Below are 20529 nucleotides of genomic sequence, written 5' to 3'. Positions count from 1 at the left end.
TATCGTTGCACGGTTTTTCCTCTCGCCCAAGTATTTTTTATGAAGTTTTTGTAAAGCGAGGAGCTTAGACTGGCAATTTCTCCAGTTGGTATGCCAGAATTTCGAGCAGTTATGTTTCGATGACGTCAGGGGATGTCTAACCGCTTAATTAGCTGGAAAGCCAGTGTCTTGGCTCTATTTATACTTAGCGCAGTTCTGGTTTGGCTGGATTTCCAAGGCTTCCTCGCTGAAGAAATGGCTTTTTTTGGAGCTAAAGCCCTAGAGGTTTTTTATGGTCCGGAACCCCGTTTACAAGCCACTGGCTTTGTCTTCCCTCCGGTACTGGTCTATGGGACAGTAGCGGTTGGTTCTCCGATTACGCTGCAAGTCTTGGCAGGAGCGCTGTTGGTTGGCTTGATTAGTCGTACAATTGACAGTCTACCCATTTCTCAAATCTGGTGCCGACTTTGGATTGCTTTAATTGTGTTCAATCCAGCGTTTGCTTTGATGCTGTTGCGAAGTCCGAACTGGGTGATCACCACCCTTTTGGTCATGGGTATCATGGGGCTGAGTTGGGCGATCGCGCAACCGAAGACGATGAAGTTACCCCTGAGTCTAGTCCTCGTCCTGCTGGGATTTGCTCTGGCTATCCTGATGCTGGTGCGTTATGAAGCTTGGTTTATCAGTCCCCTAGTGATCGCGATTCTCCTGTCAATTTTCCCTAAAGAATCGTGGGGGTTTCGGGGAACCGCTATTCTCGTCACCCTGTTTATGAGTGTGGTGGCGATCGCCGCTTGGCTTTATCTTAACTGGCAGTTTACCGGAAATGCCTTCCAGTTTTTTAATAGCGCTTACAGTGGATTTTATTTACCGGGAACGGAAGTTTTCTTGCAGCAATCAAATCCCAGTTTGCTGCTGGATTTGACGATAATTATGCCCCTGCTTTTGGCTTATCTACTCGGTATAGTTTGGTTGTTGTGGCAAGCTAAACAGCGGTGGGTGAATATCCTAATTGCTGTATTGCCTATCCTGTTGATTGTTCTAGCTATATGGCAGGAAACACTCCTGCGTGAGATTAGCTACTTAGGTCTATTATTAGGACTTTTACCGTTAATTTGGCAGCAAGCTCCGCCCCGGAAAGCTTGGCAACAGGGGTTATTTACCGTTGTCCTCGTTATCAGTTGGATTGGCAGCGGGCTTGGGCTACAAAACAATCAGGCTCTCCCCGAAGAAACAGTACTGTGGCGCCAATTAACCGGACAAAAATTGCCCCAATCGTTGTTGGTGCAGCAATGGGTTCAACGTCATCAAGATCAGCGTCAAATCGCGAACATGTTGCACAAAAACCTGGGTTCTAATCAGCGAGTTTTAATGGACGATGCGATCAATTTTCCAATTGTTTACCAAATCAATGACCCCCGCTACTTTATCCTGCCCTACCAGTATGAGTTTATCCCAGCCTTACAACAGCCTGAATTGTTTGCTGAGTTTATTGTGGTCTCAAAACCACAATCGCCGATCCATCATTGGGATCAGGTCAGTTTATTCTGGAGCCAATTGGCAGATCCACGCCCCATTCGTCAAGAAGTAATGCCGTTATCTGAGTTTAAATCACTACTCGAAACCCCCTACTACCGACTCTTACAACGTCTCGACTCACCATGACTCGTTACTCTCGCCGCAAATTTGTCCAAGGTTTACTGACAGCGCCTGTGCTGTTAGCGTTAAGTAAAGGATGTGCGTCTTCGGTGTCTTCTCCAAATTCTGCACCAACGCCTTCACCATGGCAATTGGGTATTGGTGAAGATCCGGCTCGATTTTTGGCAGAGGTTAAAAGTGATCGCCTGGTCAAAACGATTGCCCAAGCCTTGTCACCTCAGTTTTTATCCGGTTGGCTGAACAGTTTTGACCACAAACAAGGAGATTTGAGTTTCTGGCAAGAATGGCACAAGCAAGGTTTGCTGTCAAACTGGTTCCAGCAAGGCTATACTCTGCAAGTGATTACCTGGGAAGATGATACCAAGTTACCCACAGGGGAGTATCACATTTCTCAGCAATTCCTAAGTGATATAGAAGAACTGGCTGGCTATATTCGTCAGGCAAATCCCCAAGATAAACCAACCTATTGGACTCTGGCAACAGAATTTTCCTACTGGCGTATTCCGGCAGATACCTACAATCAAGATACCTCGGAGTATTACCAGGCGCTGATGAAAAATATGCGGCAAGCCCGCCAGATTATTAAACAACAGCTCCCTAATGCCTGGGTTGCTCCGAGTTGGGGAGGATGGATTGTTACCTTTGATGATCCCGCTAAGGGGGCAGGACTGAGCATGATTCCCCCGTTTGGGGAGTTTATGCAGCAAATGGATGGGATTGCCTTCCAGTCTATGCGACCTAAACTAACGGGTGAGTACAATTCTGAACTTAGAGGACCTGACCCTGGCAACCCCGCGCAAATTCTCCAGTGTTGTCAAGTGTTCTCTGATTACCATAAGTCTTTAATGGTCTCTCATTACGAACCGGCGATTAAAGCGTTGCACCCCAATGGCGGTCAGGCAAATACGGTAACGGAGGATTTTTTAATCATGATGCGACCTGAATGGCTGAGAACTGTTACCCGTTTAGGACTTGACAAAATTTCGCTGATGCACTATGGACTTTACAAAGGGAATCCAGTTCATGCCCTGAGCGCCGTTCAAACGTTTCAAACGATTATTCAGGAGGGTTCGTGGGCAGTCACTTAGGTGGGTATTGTCAGGGAATTGCGACGTATCTACTTCCTGTTTTCCTACATGGGCAACTGTGGGTTTCCTTGGCACTGTGGAGTACACCACCTGCTTGGGCTGGGGGATTCACCCAACCTGAGGGCAGAATTTTCACGGATGTTACACTCAGGACGTTAGAAGCAGGTTCTTTTGAGAAGGTAGAACTACAATTATTTGTTGAATACGGTTTACAGGATGATCTAACCCTGATTTGGAAGAGTCCCTATAATTGGATCGAAAATGACGTGGGGGAGGAAACCCTACGCAACCAAGGCTTTATTGACCAAGAAATTGGGGTACGTTGGCGCTTCAATAATGATCCCAATTTGGCAACGGCAATTCAAGGTCTTTTGATTTTACCTCCGGGCTATGACCCCGATCAAGACTTGGCTCTGGGGATGGATAATGTTGGTATAGAAATTCGTTTTCCTGTAAGTTGGATCTACTCCCTCGGTCAGCGTCAAGGAATTTTAACCGCAGAAATTGCGTATCGCGATTTTTTGGGTACTCAAGGCAGTGAAATTCGCTGGTTTGCAGAAGTCTCTCAAAATGTTTTGGATCGAATTACCCTCGTTGCCCAATTGGAAAATACCAATGGATTGGCAGAACTTCAAACTGATTTAACCAAGTTGACGGGGAATGTACAAGTGAAAGTCAACCCGAACCTCACCCTGGTTGTGGGTGGTTTTCGCCATATTCAAGGACCATCAGGGCAAGGGTTAGAATTCAAAGTTTTCTTGTCGTCGAATTAAGGTGTTTTATGAATCAGATGAGGACAAAAACCAGTGTCAATGTTGGCATAATTATGATGACTTTGCTTATGGCATCCTTAGGGTTTGCCTCAACGGTGAGTGCGGGTAACTCTGATCCGGTTCAACGGTTGTTGGCTACCAAACAATGTCGAGGGTGTAACTTAAATGGGGCATTCTTAGCCAATACTAATTTGGCAGGAGCTGATTTACGGGGAGCCAAGTTACAGGGAGCGAACCTAAGTCAAGCCAACCTGAAAAATGCGAATTTAGCTAGTGCTGACTTGGGCAGTGCCTACCTTTGGCAGGCAGACTTGAGCAATGCTAATCTTAGCTATACGGCTTTGGGGAGTGCCAACTTGAGCAATGCTGATTTACAAAGGGCTAATCTCAGTCATACTAACCTCAGCAATGCTTATCTTTGGAAAGCTAATCTCAGTGGTGCTACCCTGACGAATGCTAATTTAGCCAACGCTAACTTAAGTTCTGCCAATTTAAGCAGAGCCAACCTCAGCGGTGCTAACCTGCAAGATACTTATTTGTGGGGGGCGGCGCTTGACGGTGTAATTGGATTAGACCGATAACGCCGCCCATTCCTGTGCATGGGATAAAAGCGATGCTGAAAACCCAACTAATTAAATGCATCTTTAAGGACAGTACGGGCAGCCAAATGATTGCGCGTGGAGGTCAGTATTTCCGCTTCGCGTTCCAAACGGGCGGCTGTATCCTGCATTTCTAACAACGCTTGTTGTTCCGAGGCGACGCCGTAAAGATTGCCTGCGACCCAATAGGATAGCTCTAAGGGCAGGTCTGGCAAGTCTTCGGGCAGCTCGATTTTCTGATCCGTCAGCTTGGCAGAAAGATGAACGACATCTCGCAGCAATTGCTCAACGGATGTGGAAATTTCTTTTAAGTCTTTTTGGGAGGGTTGATCCTCTATCCATTCCACCAACCCGACGCGATAGGGTTTTTCGCGGACATATTCTAAAACCCGGAATCGTTGCTGACCCAGGGTTAAGACTTTCATCCGATCATCAGGCAGACGCTGGAAATGTATGATTTCAGCGCAGCAGCCAACAGCGGCGGGTTGACCTTGCACTGGGTCCCACATTAATACCCCAAACCGCCGATCGCTTTCCAAAATCGTGTTCATTAGGATACGATAGCGAAACTCAAAGATATGTAGGGGCAGAGGTCGTCCCGGAAATAGAACCACTTCTGGTAGTGGAAACAAAGGAAGTTCTCTAACAGCAATTGAGGAAGAGGATGCCATTGTGCCTTGGTGAAAAGGGTAACTGCGCTTCTTTACCTACTTTAACGGATTTTGGGGGGACAAGAAGCCACCATTGAAGCAGAGGTGCTTCAGAAGCTCTAGTGCATGAAGGCAGAAATCACTCTAACATGCTCCCCCAGCTCCTCCACATTTGACAAAGCTGCTCACCTATTTCCATGCCCGCTACACTAGGAGCAGGGGCGATTTTAGGCTTTCCCTGCTTACCTTTCTACGTTATAACTTCACTTCAATATCCACACCAGCGGGTAAATCCAGTTTCATCAGGGCGTCAATGGTTTTGGACGATGGCTGATAAATGTCAATTAGCCGTCGATGAGTACGTGTTTCAAAATGTTCCCGTGAATCTTTATCGACGTGGGGCGATCGCAAGACACAATAAATACGACGTTTGGTCGGTAAGGGAATTGGACCAACGGCGGCTGCATTGGTGCGATTGGCTGTATCCACAATCTTTTCACATGACGTGTCAAGCAAGCGCCGATCAAATGCTTTAAGACGAATCCGAATTTTTTGCTGTTGAATCGTTGCCATTGTTTTGAATTGTCTAGGTTCTGAAATAATTAGGAGTTGTGAAGTACCCCAACTTGCTTCGCTCTTATTTGGGGCTTCCAACTAGCAAGCAAGGACGGTTTTATTCGTCTTCGGGGTTTCCCGTTTCATCCGCCGATGCCACGTTGGGGTCGAGTTCCGAGCCGCGCCAGGACTACATCATTGACTTAAGTTCAACACAGAGAATAAGGAGCAGAGACGCTGATCGTGTTCTCTGCTCCTACTCCCCCGAGTCAGAACAGGGTTACTTGATGATCTTAGAAACGACACCTGCACCGATGGTGCGACCCCCTTCGCGAATCGCAAAGCGCATTCCTTGTTCAATCGCGATCGGGTTAATTAGCTCCACAGTCATTTTTATCCGGTCTCCCGGCATGACCATTTCCACGTTGCTACCGTCATCAGCGGTATAGGAACTAATGGTTCCGGTTACATCGGTGGTACGAACGTAGAACTGGGGACGATAGCCGGAAAAGAATGGAGTGTGACGACCTCCTTCTTCTTTTTTGAGGACATAGACTTCCGACTCAAACTGAGTATGAGGTGTGATCGAACCGGGCTTGGCAAGTACCATTCCCCGCTCAATATCTTTTTTCTCAACACCTCGGAGCAGAATTCCGGCATTGTCACCCGCCATCCCTTCATCGAGACTCTTCTTAAACATCTCGATACCTGTGACGGTTTTCTTGACGGTATCCCGGAGTCCAACTAACTCAACTTCGTCGCCAATCTTGACCTTACCCCGCTCGATCCGACCCGTGGCGACCGTCCCACGACCGGTAATCGTGAAGACATCTTCAACTGCCATCAGGAAGGGCTTATCTACATCCCGTTCTGGGGTAGGAATGTGAGCATCGACCTCGTCCATTAACTGGTAGATCTGATCCACCCACTCATTATCACCCTTCTTAATGTTTGGGTCAGAGGTGAGAGAATCGAGCGCCTTTAACGCCGAACCTGCCACGATGGGAATATTATCTCCATCGAATTCATAATCACTGAGGAGTTCGCGGACTTCCAGTTCCACCAATTCCAGGAGTTCTTCGTCATCCACCATGTCTTTTTTGTTCAAAAAGACGACCAAGTTGGGGACGCCTACCTGCTTGGCAAGAAGGATATGTTCCCGCGTCTGCGGCATTGGACCATCAGCGGCTGAAACCACCAGGATCGCGCCATCCATTTGAGCCGCACCCGTAATCATGTTTTTCACATAGTCAGCGTGTCCGGGGCAATCAACGTGAGCATAGTGGCGATTTTCCGTTTCATACTCAACGTGAGCGGTGTTAATGGTAATTCCCCGCGCCTTTTCCTCTGGTGCCGCATCAATGTCGTCGTACTTCTTAGCGGTTGCTTGACCTGATGCTGCCAGAGTCATAGTAATGGCAGCCGTCAGCGTTGTTTTACCGTGGTCTACGTGACCAATTGTGCCAATGTTGACGTGGGGTTTAGTCCTTTCAAACTTTGAGCGTGCCATGAATTACGTTTTCCTTTTCTTAGTTATGCGTTCCCTTTGCTCTTAGCAATGATAGCTTCAGCCACGTTACGAGGCACTTCATCGTAGTTGCTAAACTCCATTGAGAAGATACCTCGACCTTGGGTTTTAGACCGGATATCCGTAGCATAACCAAACATCTCGGCTAATGGAACTTTAGCAGAAACTTTGGCAATACCTTCGTCGGTACCCATCCCTTCAATTTGACCACGGCGGGAGTTGAGATCGCCCATGACATCTCCGAGAAAGTCTTCAGGCACTTCAACTTCCACTTTCATCATCGGCTCGAGTAACACAGGTGCAGCCTTCGTGACGCCGTTTCTAATTGCCATCGAACCAGCAATTTTGAACGCCATTTCCGAAGAATCAACATCGTGGTACGAACCATCAACTAATGTGGCTTTGACATCAATGAGGGGATACCCAGCCAGGATACCCGATTCGCAGGCTTCTTTCATACCCTGTTCAGCCGGGGAAATAAATTCCCTTGGTACGGAACCACCAACAATCTTGGAGACAAATTCAAACCCACTACCGGATTCACCTGGCTCCAATTCAATGACGACATGACCGTACTGACCTTTACCGCCACTTTGACGGATGAACTTGCCTTCAGCTTGCACGGATTTGCGAATGGTTTCTCGGTACGCCACCTGAGGGGCACCTACATTCGCTTCCACTCGGAATTCCCGCAGCATCCGATCAACCAGAATTTCCAGGTGGAGTTCACCCATTCCGGCAATCACAGTTTGATTGGTTTCTGGGTCGATACTCACCCGGAATGTCGGATCTTCTTCCGATAAGGCTTGGAGGGCTTTGGAAAGCTTCTCCATATCCTGTTTGGTTTTGGGTTCTACAGCTACCGAAATCACTGGCTCTGGAATATAAAGCGATTCCAAAATAATCGGTGCTTCTTCGCCACAAATTGTATCACCCGTTGTCGTTTGCTTGAGACCAATTGCTGCACCAAGGTCGCCAGCTCGTAGCTCGTCCACCTCAATCCGTTCGTTGGATTTCAAGATAATCAGCCGGGAGATACGCTCCTTGTGATCTTTGGTGGAGTTGAGAATGTAGCTGCCTTTTTTCAGGATTCCTGAGTAGACCCGCATGAAGGTTAAACGACCATAAGGGTCTGACATAATCTTGAATGCCAGCGCCGATAGGGGAACTTCATCATCAGCGGGTCGGCTATCCGGTGTCCCATCAGGCAATAGTCCCTGAATTGGCGGAACTTCTGGCGGAGAGGGTAGATAGTCTACCACTGCGTCTAGGAGTAACTGGACTCCTCTATTTTTGAAGGCTGAACCACACAGCACTGGCACAATCGTACCGGCAATTGTACCTTTACGCAGGGCAGAGCGAATTTCGTCTTCGGTGAGTTCCTCTTCTGCCAGATATTTTTCTAAGAGCGCTTCATCGGTCTCAGCTACAGCTTCGATCAGCTTGACTCGGTATTCTTGGGCTAACTCCTCGACCTCTTCGGGAATTTCTGTATCTTGCATATCCGTACCCAGGTCATTGGTATAAATCCGGGCACGCATTTGCACAAGATCCACAATCCCGTGGAAATCACTTTCACTGCCGATGGGAATTTGGATCGCCACCGCATTGGTACGCAGCCGATCGCGGAGTTGATCGTATACTTTGAAAAAGTTAGCACCCGTGCGATCCATCTTGTTGACAAAGGCGATCCTCGGTACCCGGTAGCGATCCGCTTGACGCCACACGGTTTCCGATTGGGGCTGGACACCTCCCACTGAGCAGAATACAGCAATTACACCATCCAAAACCCGCATCGAACGTTCAACTTCAATCGTGAAGTCTACGTGACCTGGTGTATCAATGATGTTAATCCGGTGTTCCAACCAGTTCGTGCTGATGGCAGCAGCAGTAATTGTAATTCCCCGTTCCCGCTCTTGCGCCATCCAGTCGGTCACGGCTGTCCCTTCATGGACTTCGCCTAGTTTGTGAACAATTCCTGAGTAAAACAGAATCCGTTCCGTTGTTGTTGTCTTGCCCGCATCAATGTGGGCGGCAATCCCGATATTGCGTATTTTCCCAAGCGGGATGGTACGTGCCACAGCTACCTCCTTCGTCTGTGCCGCAAGTTTACACGTTGCTATCTCTTTACAATTCTATACTTTGTTTAACCTTTTAGGGATTTGTCCTTTGTCCGTATCAGTAGCGATAATGGGCAAACGCTTTATTGGCATCTGCCATCCGATGGGTTTCTTCGCGCTTACGAATGGCATTCCCGGTTTCATTTGCCGCATCCATCAGCTCATTTGCCAATTTACTTGCCATACTTCTCCCTGAACGACTTCGGGAAAACTGGATCAACCAGCGCATGGCTAATGTTATTCCGCGTTCTGAGCGGACTTCCATCGGAACTTGATAGGTTGCCCCTCCAACCCGACGGGCTTTCACTTCGACTAACGGAGTGACATTCCGTACCGCTTCTTCAAATACCTCTAGCGGTTCCTTTCCGGTGCGTTCTTCAATAATTTTGAAGGCGTCATAGATAATCCCAGATGCTACTGATTTTTTCCCATGATGCATAATCCGGCGCACCATCATACTAAGCAGACGGCTGTTATAAACCGGGTCAGGGGGGACAGGGCGCTTTTTAACAACTGTACGACGAGACATAGTAAGCCTTTACAAAATACATACACGGCAAATTTAACTATTTACCCTGGAACTGGTTTTTTTCTCCAGGTTTAAGAGTCGCTTGAACGAACAAGCCACTTCATCTCCATATTTTCCCGAATAAAGCTACCCGAAACAAACAGCTATGGGTAAGTTTAACAGGGTGGGGGTAGATTTAGACACGCTCTGTTGGCTTACTTAGGACGCTTGGTTCCGTACTTGGAACGACCCTGCTTACGATCTTTCACACCTGCTGTATCTAGCGTTCCCCGAATAATGTGATATCGAACACCAGGTAAATCTTTCACCCGCCCGCCTCTAATCATGACGACTGAGTGTTCTTGCAGGTTATGACCAATTCCTGGAATATACGCCGTTACTTCAAAACCCGAGGTTAGACGTACCCGTGCCACTTTCCGCAGGGCTGAGTTCGGTTTCTTGGGGGTTGTCGTGTAGACGCGGGTACAAACACCCCGCCGTTGTGGACATTGTTTCAATGCAGGCGATTTGGTTTTCGCCTTAATTTGGGCGCGTTCGCTACGAATAAGCTGCTGAATAGTGGGCATGAGTTACGGCGCGTAAAATTCCTTACTTGTTTCAAGTATTGACAAATTCTGATTGTACCGACCTTTGGGTAACAATGTCAATTTTTTGGTCTTTTGTTCTTGGTCATACTCGCTCCCGAAAAGAAGCAAGCTACGTCCTTTGTCCTTTAATTACTCCTTAACCCTAGGATCATTCCTCACGTCTTAACTCGAAACGAGTTACCACAGCCACAGGTTTCAATGGCATTGGGGTTATAGAAGCGAAACCCGCCGCCCATCAGATCTTCGGAATAATCCAAGGTTAGGTTGGTTAAATGCTTGATGCTCGCTTCATCCACGACAACAGCCACGCCTTGACAATCATAGATGCGATCGCTCGCTCTAACGGCATCATCAAACTCCAGAGTATAGTATAAATCTGCACATCCTCCTGACTTCACGCCTAAGCGTAATCGAGCTTGCTGTTGCTGGCGCTTGGTTTGCAGGCGTCTAATTTCATCGGTTGCCGCTTGAGTCAGTGTAATCATGGGTTGACAACTGAGTCCGTAAACATATACAAAGGTATACAGGTCTATACTAAATGTATACCGTATGGACATTATTCAGGACGTGCCAACGGTCAGCATTGGGGAAGCAGCTAAAGAAGTCGGAGTTAGCGTAATCACGATCAGGAGATGGGCGCAGGCTGGTAAACTGCCCTACGAGCTATCTCCTAGTGGTCGTTACCGATTTAAGTTGTCTGACCTCAAAACAGTAAGACCGCGCACTGCTCCAGGCGACCGCATTACCATCAACTATGCCAGAGTCAGCAGCCACGATCAAAGAGAAGATCTGGTGAGACAAGTGCAAATGCTTGAGTCTTACAGCGCAGCTAACGGCTGGCAATATGAAACGATTCAAGACCTTGGCAGTGGTTTGAACTACCAGAAGAAAGGACTACAAAAGCTGCTCAAGCGAATCATGTCAGGTGAGGTAGACCGATTGGTGTTAACCCACAAAGATAGGCTTCTACGGTTTGGCTCTGAGCTTGTCTTTGCCGTTTGTGAGGAGTGTGAAACCGAGGTTGTTGTCATCAACAAAACTAACGCTGAAGTGAACTTTGAGCAAGAATTAGTAGAGGATGTATTAGAAATCATTACGGTCTTTTCGGCACGGCTTTATGGAAAAAGAAGCAATAAAAACAAAAGGCTTATTGATGGAATAAAGCAAGTAGCCGACGAGGTGAAGTAATGGTTCAAAGAACTGTCACAACTGAATTACCTGTAGAACTGTGGCAGTTCGCTATTGATGCTTCTAAGCTCGTCGAACCCGCTAGGGTTGAGTATCTCAATCGAATGTTGGCAAGTGAAAACGAGAATGATCTCATTCGAGACTTGCAGCCTAAGTACGGGCTAAACAAACGGCAGGTTAATGCTATTCGATCTGAGATAAAAGGTGTTATTGTATCCGCTAAAGAGTGCCGCAAACGCCATGTTAAGACCTTAGAGCAGCAAATCAAATCTACTAGGACGTGGCTGAAAACAGCCGTCAAATCACTGGCTAAACTGCCTGATGCTTGTTCTATTCGATTCAGGCAGCATCTTAGGACTCACAAGAGGTTCGTCATTCATCAAAAGAAACGTCGTCTGCACTTGCTACAAAACAAGCTAGAGCACCTCAAGAATGCTCCGTTGCCAGTCAGCTTAGGCAATAAAGGAACTCAGTACACGACCGTTGGAGCCACAAAGGAAAGTTTTGGCAATCAGATCGCTCAGTACGATGGCGATACCATCAAATTCCGAGTTCCCTATGCTCTAGAGTTGAAATATGGCAAGACAATTGCCGCACCGTTGCGTTTTGAGTATGAGCAGGGACAGCAGTGGGTTGATGAGGCTATCCAGGCTAATAGAGCGCTATCCTACCGTGTCTACTGCAAAGACTTCAGATGGTTCATTGCCTGCTCTACAGATGTTCCTGAACCTGATCGCCAGTCATTGCCGCGTCAATATGGCTGCTTAGGACTAGATATTAATCCAGGCGTGATTGGTTGGACGTATGTAGATGGCGATGGAAACCTCAAACATCACGGGCAGTTCAGGCTGAACTTGCACGGTCGTAAGTCAGGACAGACTGAAGCCACACTGCATGATGTGATCAAGCAAATTGTCTTGATTGCTCAGTCGTTGCAATGCCCCATTGCCATTGAGAATCTAGACTTCAGTGCCAAGAAATCTCAGATGAGAGAGCAAGGCAGGCGTTACGCCCGGATGCTGTCAGGCTTCGTCTATAGCAAATTCACTCTCATACTTGAGCAAAAGTCTCAGATGGCTGGGATTGAACTAATCAAGGTCAACCCAGCCTACAGTTCACTCATCGGTTTAGTTAAGTTTATGAGGCAGTACGGTTTATCGTCCGATACTGCTGCTGCAATGGTTCTAGCGCGTAGAGCCATGCGACTATCAGAGCGAGTGCCTAACCACAGAGCTTACGCTGGTGTGAAATCAGCGAAACACTCATGGTCTGCATGGCAGGAGCTACATAAAAAGCTGGGACGTTTGCCGCGTCACCAGTATTATACGCTCTCTAACAGAGAACTAGAGGTCATGCTTTGCGTCGAGTCGCAAGACGGAATGCTCCAGCAAGCGGAAACGCACTTCTAGACGTGGTGAAAATCCACAGCGGAATCGTTCAACTACCGCTTCGTTGGACGTGGTGTATACTTGTGGCAACGAATGATTATGATTGTATACATTTTTATGAGCGGTTTAGTCCACCTACTTATTGATTGATAATGATGAGAACTGTCCTCACTTAGAGCCAAAAAAATTTCCTCCCTTAGGATTAGGGAGGAGCCAATTTTGGTCAAGCTAATATAGTAAGCCGTACTAGCGGCTTCAGTCCATCCAACCAATTAGGTGTTTGACTCATTGCGGGCGTAGTCATCTTCATAGCGAATAATGTCATCTTCGCCAAGGTACTCGCCATTCTGTACTTCAATTAGTACTAGCGGAATGACACCCGGATTTTCTAGGCGATGAGCATGTCCTTGAGGAACATAGCTGGACTGATTTTGATGAATCAATAATTCCTTATCTCCGCAAATAACCTTTGCCATACCACTGACAACAATCCAGTGTTCACTGCGATGGTAGTGCATTTGCAGACTAAGGCGATGACCCGGTTTCACCTCAATCCGCTTAATTTTGTATCCTCGCCCCTCTTCCAGAACAGTAAATGAACCCCAAGGTCTTAGTTCTGTAGCGGCAGCGCCTTCGGCAGTCAACGATCTGGGTAGGGTGATCGCCGAATCATGAGGAACTGCTTGCTGAACCATAGTATTTCTCCTGAAAATAGTTACGACATTAATCGCGTGTAAAAACGTTTTATCGGGTTTTTAGCTATTGCCAGGTTCTCAACAACACAAAAGCTAACCACAATCAACACTAGCAAATTCGACTTAGGTTTTGCACGTCTTAGGGGGTAAATTTATCAAATTGTAGGAAGTCTTCACATTTAGGGACTTGAGCTTTATCGGAACTTTAAGAATGGGTTGGTTATTTTCGTTAATCTACTCCATATCGGGGCGGGTTGGACTAGTGCAAGAAGGCAGAAATAACTGAACAGCTAACATCTTCCCCAGCTCCCTCTGCTCCCTCTGCTCCCCCTGCTTCATCGTATCTACGAAGCTGCTCAAGTATTTTCGCCGCGCCGCACTAGACCAGCGCGGCGGAAGTAACTCTCCAGTTAAAAAAGGGGCTCGCGTCTTATTGTATAAGCCTTCTCCCCTTCTGCCTCCTGCCTCCTGCCTCCTGCCTTCTTGCACTAGGGGAAAGTGGGGCGAAAGAGTCCCAAACCATTGTGAACCCGGGCGGCTGTATAAGGAGAACGATCTAGAAGATGACCGCCCAAATAGAGTCCAGTAGAACTGCCACCATCGAGATTGAGGGCATCAACGGCTCCTAGTTGCTGCATCAACTGGGCAGTTTCGGTTAAGTTGGGTCCTTTGCCACCGACGCGATTGTGCATGGCGGCAATAATTAGTGTGCCATTTGCCGTGATCCCGATCGCACTCCGAATGGCAGATTGTTGGGCAAAGGCATGACTAAAGTTTTCGGCTTTGGCATCTAACACAATTTGGCGATTTTGCAGTAACAACGGACCTGCACCCAGGATATGGGGATAATTGTTAAACTCAATCGGCAAGGTTTTCTGTTCAATCTGAACCTTTGTGCCAATAGTCAGAGAATTAGCCGTAACACTTGGATCACCGCCTCTGTGTGTGAGTAGATAGCCATTAACTGGAATGAAAAACGACTCCTCACCGGCGACTCCTCCTGATAATTGAGCCGTAATCTGGTTATTTTGCACAACCGAGATCATTTCATTATCGGTTAAAGGGGTGTACGTTGCGCCCCATTCTGGGGTATAGCGAGATATCCCCGCTTGTACATAACCGCTATTCAGGAACAAAATCGGAAGACGTTCTCCAGTCGCAGTGGTTAACGTTTCCTCAAGGCTAAGGCGTCCAAATTTAAATTGATGCTGATCTGTCCACGCGATCGCACCTCGGTTGAGAATCGGTCCAGAATACCAACGTCCATCACGGCGGATTGCACCTAAGGGTAGTTGATTATTGCGGTTAAAGAAGCCACCATTAATTGCAGCCGCAGCGTTCCATAACTGCGCTGTTTTAATCAGGGGGGCGGTTCCCACTTGAGTTGTGGGATTACTCCAAATCGGTTTCAGCTTGACTTGCGGATTTTTGGGATCAACCTCTAACCACACCACAAGAAATCGAGTATCAGCCAGTGTCACAGTCCGCTGACGCCACCAGATACCCGGCGCCCACAGAATATCTTTTTCCACCATGGCATCAGGTCGAAGTTCGATGACTAAGCGATTGGGATTCGGTAAGCTGAAAACGTGCAACTGTAGACCCTCTGGAATCGAAACCCCGATAGTGCTTTGAGTCTGATTGGTTTCAACTTGGATCGTCGGTTGATTGTCTAAGGCTTCATTATCTTTCTCATCTCCCTCAACTTCCTCATCTTCCCCATCTCCCTCATCTTCCACAGGCTCCAGGGGGGTAAACTGTTCAATCAGGGATGGATTCGCGATCGCGTCTAATATAATCACCCCTTCACTGGGGCTTCTGCTAACGTGCCAAGGTGTGGGACGATCTAAATCAAGAATAATCCTAAACCCCCATGGCTGTGTCTCTTCCCGAATCGTTTCTAATCGTGCGGCTACAGACGTTAGCGCTAATGTATCTCCTTGGGCTTGAAATTGCCATCCCACCTGTTGGGCAAACTCTGTAATATCTAAATAGCGATAAGCATCACGATGGTGAGCTACGAGAACCAGAGGCGTACTCAGGGGATTAGAGAACCATTGTATCGGTTGTCGCGTCCAATTGCGGGTACTCAACAATTCCAGTCCGAAGAGTTGTTGCACTCCCACATCACTGATACCCGTGCGTATGACTCCCCCAACTTGCCACTGTTTCCAGGCAAGAGGTACGATACGACCATTTAAGGAGAGTTTTGTCCCGGCGTCAACGATTTGAGTGGCAGTTTGAGCGAATCTATGAGTCTTAGGCGAGGAAGTAACGGCTTCAGCTTCTACGAATGCGCGATCGAGTTCAAGGGTTGACTGAACAACTAAACGTTGCAGAATTTCTCCCATGGTTAGACTCTCTATTACTAGGGATTCCGCAGAACTAACACGTTTAGCGGCTAAACCTAGGCATGAAGTGCAAATGGCTAAGATTCCGATCACAATTTTGGCTTTATTCGGTGAGAACCCCTTTGTCATAATTTTGGCTTTGGCGTGAGATGAATTAATGTTAAAACGTATAGATAAACTAATTCCTGTATTTTATGTATTTTAGGGAAATTAGTTCAATAATCAAAGCTAAACTCTACATAAGCTGTTTTGCTGTTGACGGCAATTTCGGCTCAAAGGTTCCAGTAACAATTGGCTTTTCAGTTAAAAGAGTCATTGAAGTTTAAAAAAAGGGGGGAAGACCTGTTCAGCCTTGAGTTGATTTATAATCGAAAAAAACGGGAGACTCAAATGACTTTAGCCACAATCGCAACACCCAAAAAGGAATCGCCCCTTTTGTTTGAGGGAATGACCTGGAGAGAGTTCAAAGCCGTTGAGCAATTGTTAGACCGCCCAGGATATCGACTTTCTTTTTTAGATGGAGTTTTGGAGATACGACGAATGTCTGGAGAACCCCAGGAAACTGTTAAGGAAAGAATTGGTGCATTGTTAGAGCTATATCTGTTGATAGCAGGATTTGACTTTACTCCAACTGGCTCAATGACCCTAGAAAGTGAAGGAGTCGCCGTCAAGCGAGAAGCCGATGAATCCTATAAACTAGCGCCGGGTCGAACCCATCCCGATCTGGCGATTGAGGTGCTGTTTACCAGTGGCGGTATCAACAAGTTGGAGGTCTATAAGCGGCTGAAGATCAAGGAAGTTTGGTTTTGGGAAGATGGGGTGTTGGAACTTTATCACCTGCGAGAAGAGGGGAAGACACTTCACTATGAACAGATTAAGAGTAGTGAGGAGGTTAGAGGGATTGATCTGGATTTGTTATTACGTTTCATCAATATGGTGAATCATGTGGATGCCATTAAAAATTTTCAAAAGGCGCTGCAAAACTAAGGTTTTATGGTATAGTTTTATTATGGGAAAATGTGTGCGCCTGTAGCTATAGAATAATTCGCGATCGCGTGAAACCATGAAGCGGGCAAATACAACAGGTTTATTGATTAAAATTGTACTATTTGTTAACTCAAAGATGTCAAAGGAAAATATAGCCACTGTCGTTCAAATTTTAGAATCCTTCTCTGATGCACAGCAGGAGCAAATTATTGAGCACGCATTATTAATGACATCGTTGATATTGGTGCATTTGAGTCCCAAGGCTTTACCTTAAATGTCACAGGTTCACCCCAAACTACACCCGTTAATACGGCTTTTACTGACTCTTTGACTGTGCAAGTGTTAGAGAACTTTGCTAATCAGCCGATTCCAGGTGTGCCTATCACGTTCAACGCCCCATCAAGTGGTGCATCAGGCAGTTTTGGTAACGGTATAACCGTCCTTACCAATGCTCAAGGTATCGCCGAGAATCCGGTTACGGCAAATACAATTGCGGGCAACTATCAAGTCATCGCGACAGCTAACGGTTTACAGTTGACACCCTTTGATTTAACCAATATAGATAACCAAATTCAACCGCCATCAACTCCTCAACCCGAACCCCAATCCCCATCAACCCCTCAACCGATTAATCCGGTCAATCCCATCAATGAATCGTCCCCGAATTCAACAATTAATCCGGTCAATCCCATCAATGAATCATCTGCCAATCCAACGATTAATCCCGTCAACCTACTCCAATTGCCCCAAAATCCGCCCCCAATAGTCCAAACCCAGATTCCTGACCTAAAACTCGACATTGTGGCAGAAATTGAGGAATATTTTACTCGTCAGTATGAGGATTATTTTGGGTTATCCGATACTCCAACTACCACTCAAGCCGAATCCCAAGCCATCCTCCGCCGCATTGAACAAGAAACGGGAACGAAACCCGCACTACTCTATGCTGTCTTTGTTCCCAGTAACGCCCCCTCACTAACACCAACTCCCGGATTAGATCTCAACAAAAAACTAGAAAAGCCTGAACGTGAACGCGACAGCAGTCAGGATCAACTGGAATTAATCATTGTCACCGCTGAGGGACAACCCATACGCCGTCCTATACCCGGTGCAACACGAGAAAAAGTTCTCCAAACCACTCAACAATTACGCCGTGCTGTCACCGATATTCGCATTCCTCGCCCTTCCCTCCCCGCCGCACAACAGCTTTATCAATGGTTAGTTGCTCCCATTGAAGCGGAGTTAAGCGCCGATTAAAGCTGAAGCATTACGACAGACACAGTTAGCCATGATTCGGGGTGAGGTGCGACTTGAAAAGGGTCAACTGATTACGCCGAATCTTACCCTTCCTTTACCGCCCCAGTTGGCTGAATTACCGGATAAAGAACTAACTCATCCGTATTATTGGAGTGCATTTACATTAGTAGGAAGTCCTTGGTAAAACAGGTGATGGCTACAGTAAAGAGGTTGCCTAAAACCTCTGGAACAAACCGCTATAATAGCGGTTATCAAGTGATACTGGTACACCCAAATGTAGGGGCGCAAGGCTTGCGCCCACACTTATGTACCTCATCCTATGAGAAATGCTACATAGCAGTAGACGCATCAATTAGGACAAACGCACTCTTTGGAGACGTTCCACCGGAGGAGTTCCACCGGAGGAGACGTTCCACCGGAACGTCTCTACAAATCCATAGTGTCTTAACCGTCTTGGCAGTTGCTATACTTGGTGAACAAGATGATATCAAACAAACTATGTTAACCTTATAGATATGGCGTACAGCGATTTTACTACCCTCAGCAAAGTCAGAACAACATTTAACCTAACTATAGACGAGACCAGCCGCCTTTTTCCTGACATTCCTCCTCTTCAACCCAGCGAATATCTTAAAATTACACTGCATGAATTTTTACCCCTTGCCAATGCGATCAACACAGAAAAAGCACGGTCTGAATTAATTATTGCCCCCGTTTTATTAGAAGTCCGGCGGCATTTTAACTTCCAAGTCGGCTTCTTTTCTGGCACAGACTTCAACGTAGACCAAACTGTTGGACTGAATGGATACTGTGATTATATTCTCACTGCTTCCCCAGAAATGTATGAAATATATGCCCCAGTCGTTACTCTTGTAGAAGCTAAGAACGAAAATATTAAAAGTGGGTTAGGACAATGCATTGCTGAAATGGTGGCTGCCCAACGATTTAATCAAAAAAATGACATCCCCATCAATGCTATCTATGGTGCCGTTACCACAGGAATGATTTGGAAGTTTATCAAGTTAGTTAATCAAACAGCTTTTATTGATTTAAACGATTACTTTATTAAAGAAGTTAACCAAATATTAGGAATATTATCGACTCCTTTGGCTCAACATCTATTCCATAGAAATAACCTGTGAACTCATCCACCATGCCATCGACTTTCTGCACGACTTCTGCTTAGTTTGCACTTGATATCATCGACTCGGTTAACCTTCAGATCAGCCAGCAACGTCGAAGCATCCAACACTAAGTAGTCGGACAAAAGAAAACAGCACATTCCGGAGCCAGTGCAAATAAATAGGGTCTGCTGAATAAGTCTTGTGGTGGGGAGAGGGAATAGGGAATAGGCTTTCTTGCAATAGTTTCAACCCTCTGTCGAGGGAAGATTCTGTGTTTGCCAAGCGTGTCCGATAGGGCGTATCGCGAAGGCTTGCAATCCAAGAATTTTGAGCGTTTAGGTGTAAAAACCTTGCACTTGTTGGGTGGAAAAATGGCTTAAAACCATTGTATAGTATAGCTTTCAGATTAATGCAGCAAGCCCTAAATAGTCCTCAAACCCTTACAAAATCTTTTATTCTCTGATATTTTGTATTCTGGGATACTTTTTTGAGGTTAATTGCTCCAGGCTAGCAAAATTGCTGATCAACTATTAATGTATCAGAATGACACACTATATCATGTCCGTTCAAATCCCTGAATAAAAACGCCTGAAACCATTGTTTTGACAGCATTGCAATTATTGAGATGCTCCCCTTGACACTAAAAAAATAAGTGTGTTAAGTTTATTGACTAAATCATAAGTATTTAAAGTCACAAATCATGAAAAAACGCTGGGTATCGAGTGGGTTATTAGCAGTTTTGGCAGTATGTCTCAGCCCGATGATATCTTTAGCTGGTTTTGGCGACCTGCTCCGGGATGTCAATGATGCTGTGAATACAATCAACAATACCAGAAGAGCCGTTGATGGAACTGTTAATAATCTCAGTGATGTTCTGGGTATCGATGGGAATGTCAGTGATAGTGATGATCCGACCCAACAAGTTTTAGATATATACCAAAGTTGGTATCAAAATTTAGTGGCACCTGAGCAAGAACTGGTGTCTGCGCTAATCATGCAATATGCTAAGAATCAACAGATGACCTTTGAAACGCTTTCGACTACCGAGTGGTTTTTGCAACAGAGTATGCAAGACCAACAAAAAATTGGGGGATTGTTCTTCAAAGTGAATCAGATACTGGAGGGAGTGGAAGAAACAGGAGGAGAAAGAAACCGATTTTTGGCGTTTGCTTTTTGTGTTAATAGTGGTGGACAAGACTGTAACTAGGGTTAGCTGCAGAGAGTATTTTGGTGGGGGTAGGTGTTAGGTATAAGGTTGACCCTTTGTGCAGCTTTCCCCTAAGTTGGGTGCACGTCAGTGCGCCCCTACAATTCTCATCCACCAAATTAGGTGTACCATGGCAGTATGATAAACTGTGGTAGGGATGTTCCCTCGTACTTCTAAGATTTCATAAAATTAGATAGAGGGGTACGCTCAGATTACGCCTCAATTGCACGCCTTAACTGCTAGGATGGGAAGCAATACGCTAGAC

Annotated in this window: 21 protein-coding genes; 12 read left to right on the top strand and 9 right to left on the bottom strand. The window is 46.3% G+C overall.

Annotated features, from left to right (window positions below):
- Window positions 1–132 precede the first annotated feature (132 nt).
- The 4 genes from RIE73_RS23755 (at window position 133) to RIE73_RS23740 (ending at window position 4080) form a co-directional block, all read left to right on the top strand.
- Window positions 133–1644 (top strand): hypothetical protein, encoded by a 1512-nt coding sequence (locus tag RIE73_RS23755; RefSeq protein WP_446403539.1) that lies wholly within the window; start codon window positions 133–135, stop codon window positions 1642–1644.
- Complete coding sequence (locus RIE73_RS23750) at window positions 1641–2726, top strand: hypothetical protein (RefSeq protein ID WP_446403538.1); 1086 nt, start codon at window positions 1641–1643, stop codon at window positions 2724–2726. Before RIE73_RS23755 ends, RIE73_RS23750 begins: the two co-directional genes overlap by 4 nt.
- A complete protein-coding gene (locus RIE73_RS23745) occupies window positions 2711–3499 on the top strand; it encodes a hypothetical protein (protein WP_446403537.1) in 789 nt (262 codons plus the stop codon). The genes RIE73_RS23750 and RIE73_RS23745 overlap by 16 nt, the downstream gene beginning before the upstream one ends.
- Window positions 3500–3567: 68 nt before the next feature.
- A complete protein-coding gene (locus tag RIE73_RS23740) occupies window positions 3568–4080 on the top strand; it encodes a pentapeptide repeat-containing protein (protein WP_446403536.1) in 513 nt (170 codons plus the stop codon).
- A gap of 47 nt (window positions 4081–4127) precedes the next feature.
- Here RIE73_RS23740 and RIE73_RS23735 read toward each other — a convergent pair whose 3' ends face one another.
- The 7 genes from RIE73_RS23735 to RIE73_RS23705 all read right to left on the bottom strand — a co-directional run bounded on the left by RIE73_RS23735 (window position 4128) and on the right by RIE73_RS23705 (window position 10552).
- Window positions 4128–4769 carry an LON peptidase substrate-binding domain-containing protein gene (locus RIE73_RS23735; protein ID WP_044208968.1) on the bottom strand — a complete coding sequence of 214 codons (642 nt, stop codon included), beginning with the start codon at window positions 4767–4769 and terminating at the stop codon, window positions 4128–4130.
- Window positions 4770–5003: 234 nt separating this feature from the next.
- Window positions 5004–5321 carry a 30S ribosomal protein S10 gene (gene rpsJ / locus RIE73_RS23730; RefSeq protein ID WP_044208966.1) on the bottom strand — a complete coding sequence of 106 codons (318 nt, stop codon included), beginning with the start codon at window positions 5319–5321 and terminating at the stop codon, window positions 5004–5006.
- Between the two features lie 262 nt (window positions 5322–5583).
- Entirely contained in the window at window positions 5584–6813 is a 1230-nt protein-coding gene (tuf, locus tag RIE73_RS23725; RefSeq protein WP_446403535.1) for an elongation factor Tu, read from the bottom strand.
- 23 nt (window positions 6814–6836) lie between these two features.
- Entirely contained in the window at window positions 6837–8912 is a 2076-nt protein-coding gene (gene fusA / locus RIE73_RS23720; RefSeq protein ID WP_446403534.1) for an elongation factor G, read from the bottom strand.
- Window positions 8913–9009: 97 nt separating this feature from the next.
- Window positions 9010–9480 (bottom strand): 30S ribosomal protein S7, encoded by a 471-nt coding sequence (rpsG, locus tag RIE73_RS23715; protein WP_446403533.1) that lies wholly within the window; start codon window positions 9478–9480, stop codon window positions 9010–9012.
- A 194-nt stretch (window positions 9481–9674) separates the two neighbouring features.
- A complete protein-coding gene (gene rpsL / locus RIE73_RS23710) occupies window positions 9675–10046 on the bottom strand; it encodes a 30S ribosomal protein S12 (protein ID WP_446403532.1) in 372 nt (123 codons plus the stop codon).
- Window positions 10047–10222: 176 nt separating this feature from the next.
- Complete coding sequence (locus RIE73_RS23705) at window positions 10223–10552, bottom strand: HesB/IscA family protein (RefSeq protein ID WP_446403531.1); 330 nt, start codon at window positions 10550–10552, stop codon at window positions 10223–10225.
- 64 nt (window positions 10553–10616) lie between these two features.
- On the opposite strand from RIE73_RS23705, the gene RIE73_RS23700 reads away from it, so the two are divergent.
- A complete protein-coding gene (locus RIE73_RS23700; RefSeq protein ID WP_446362022.1) occupies window positions 10617–11255 on the top strand; it encodes an IS607 family transposase in 639 nt (212 codons plus the stop codon).
- Window positions 11255–12664: an IS200/IS605 family accessory protein TnpB-related protein gene (locus RIE73_RS23695; protein WP_446403530.1), complete on the top strand. Its 1410-nt coding sequence runs from the start codon at window positions 11255–11257 to the stop codon at window positions 12662–12664. The genes RIE73_RS23700 and RIE73_RS23695 overlap by 1 nt, the downstream gene beginning before the upstream one ends.
- Window positions 12665–12915: 251 nt before the next feature.
- On the opposite strand, the gene RIE73_RS23690 is transcribed toward RIE73_RS23695, so the two are convergent.
- Together RIE73_RS23690 and RIE73_RS23685 are read right to left on the bottom strand one after the other, a co-directional pair.
- Entirely contained in the window at window positions 12916–13338 is a 423-nt protein-coding gene (locus RIE73_RS23690; RefSeq protein WP_446403529.1) for a phosphomannose isomerase type II C-terminal cupin domain, read from the bottom strand.
- 488 nt (window positions 13339–13826) lie between these two features.
- Window positions 13827–15689 carry a phosphodiester glycosidase family protein gene (locus tag RIE73_RS23685; protein WP_446403528.1) on the bottom strand — a complete coding sequence of 621 codons (1863 nt, stop codon included), beginning with the start codon at window positions 15687–15689 and terminating at the stop codon, window positions 13827–13829.
- 390 nt (window positions 15690–16079) lie between these two features.
- On the opposite strand from RIE73_RS23685, the gene RIE73_RS23680 reads away from it, so the two are divergent.
- From RIE73_RS23680 to RIE73_RS23655, 6 genes are all read left to right on the top strand, one after another.
- Window positions 16080–16676 carry a Uma2 family endonuclease gene (locus RIE73_RS23680; RefSeq protein WP_446403527.1) on the top strand — a complete coding sequence of 199 codons (597 nt, stop codon included), beginning with the start codon at window positions 16080–16082 and terminating at the stop codon, window positions 16674–16676.
- A 339-nt stretch (window positions 16677–17015) separates the two neighbouring features.
- The gene (locus RIE73_RS23675) at window positions 17016–17933 is read left to right on the top strand and encodes a hypothetical protein (RefSeq protein WP_446403526.1); all 918 of its coding nucleotides are present in this window, start codon (window positions 17016–17018) and stop codon (window positions 17931–17933) included.
- A gap of 31 nt (window positions 17934–17964) precedes the next feature.
- Window positions 17965–18117, top strand: coding sequence for a hypothetical protein (locus RIE73_RS23670; protein ID WP_446403525.1), 153 nt, complete (start codon window positions 17965–17967; stop codon window positions 18115–18117).
- Window positions 18118–18125: 8 nt separating this feature from the next.
- A complete protein-coding gene (locus tag RIE73_RS23665; RefSeq protein WP_446403524.1) occupies window positions 18126–18446 on the top strand; it encodes a hypothetical protein in 321 nt (106 codons plus the stop codon).
- Between the two features lie 2 nt (window positions 18447–18448).
- Entirely contained in the window at window positions 18449–19075 is a 627-nt protein-coding gene (locus RIE73_RS23660; RefSeq protein WP_446403523.1) for a hypothetical protein, read from the top strand.
- Window positions 19076–19757: 682 nt separating this feature from the next.
- Window positions 19758–20264, top strand: coding sequence for a hypothetical protein (locus RIE73_RS23655; protein ID WP_446403522.1), 507 nt, complete (start codon window positions 19758–19760; stop codon window positions 20262–20264).
- The last annotated feature ends 265 nt before the right edge of the window (window positions 20265–20529 follow it).

The sequence above is a fragment of the Coleofasciculus sp. C1-SOL-03 genome (assembly GCF_040220555.1).
Lineage (GTDB): Bacteria > Cyanobacteriota > Cyanobacteriia > Cyanobacteriales > Coleofasciculaceae > Coleofasciculus.
Note: the sequence above shows the minus strand (reverse complement) of the source record. Positions and strands in the feature narration are given on the sequence as shown.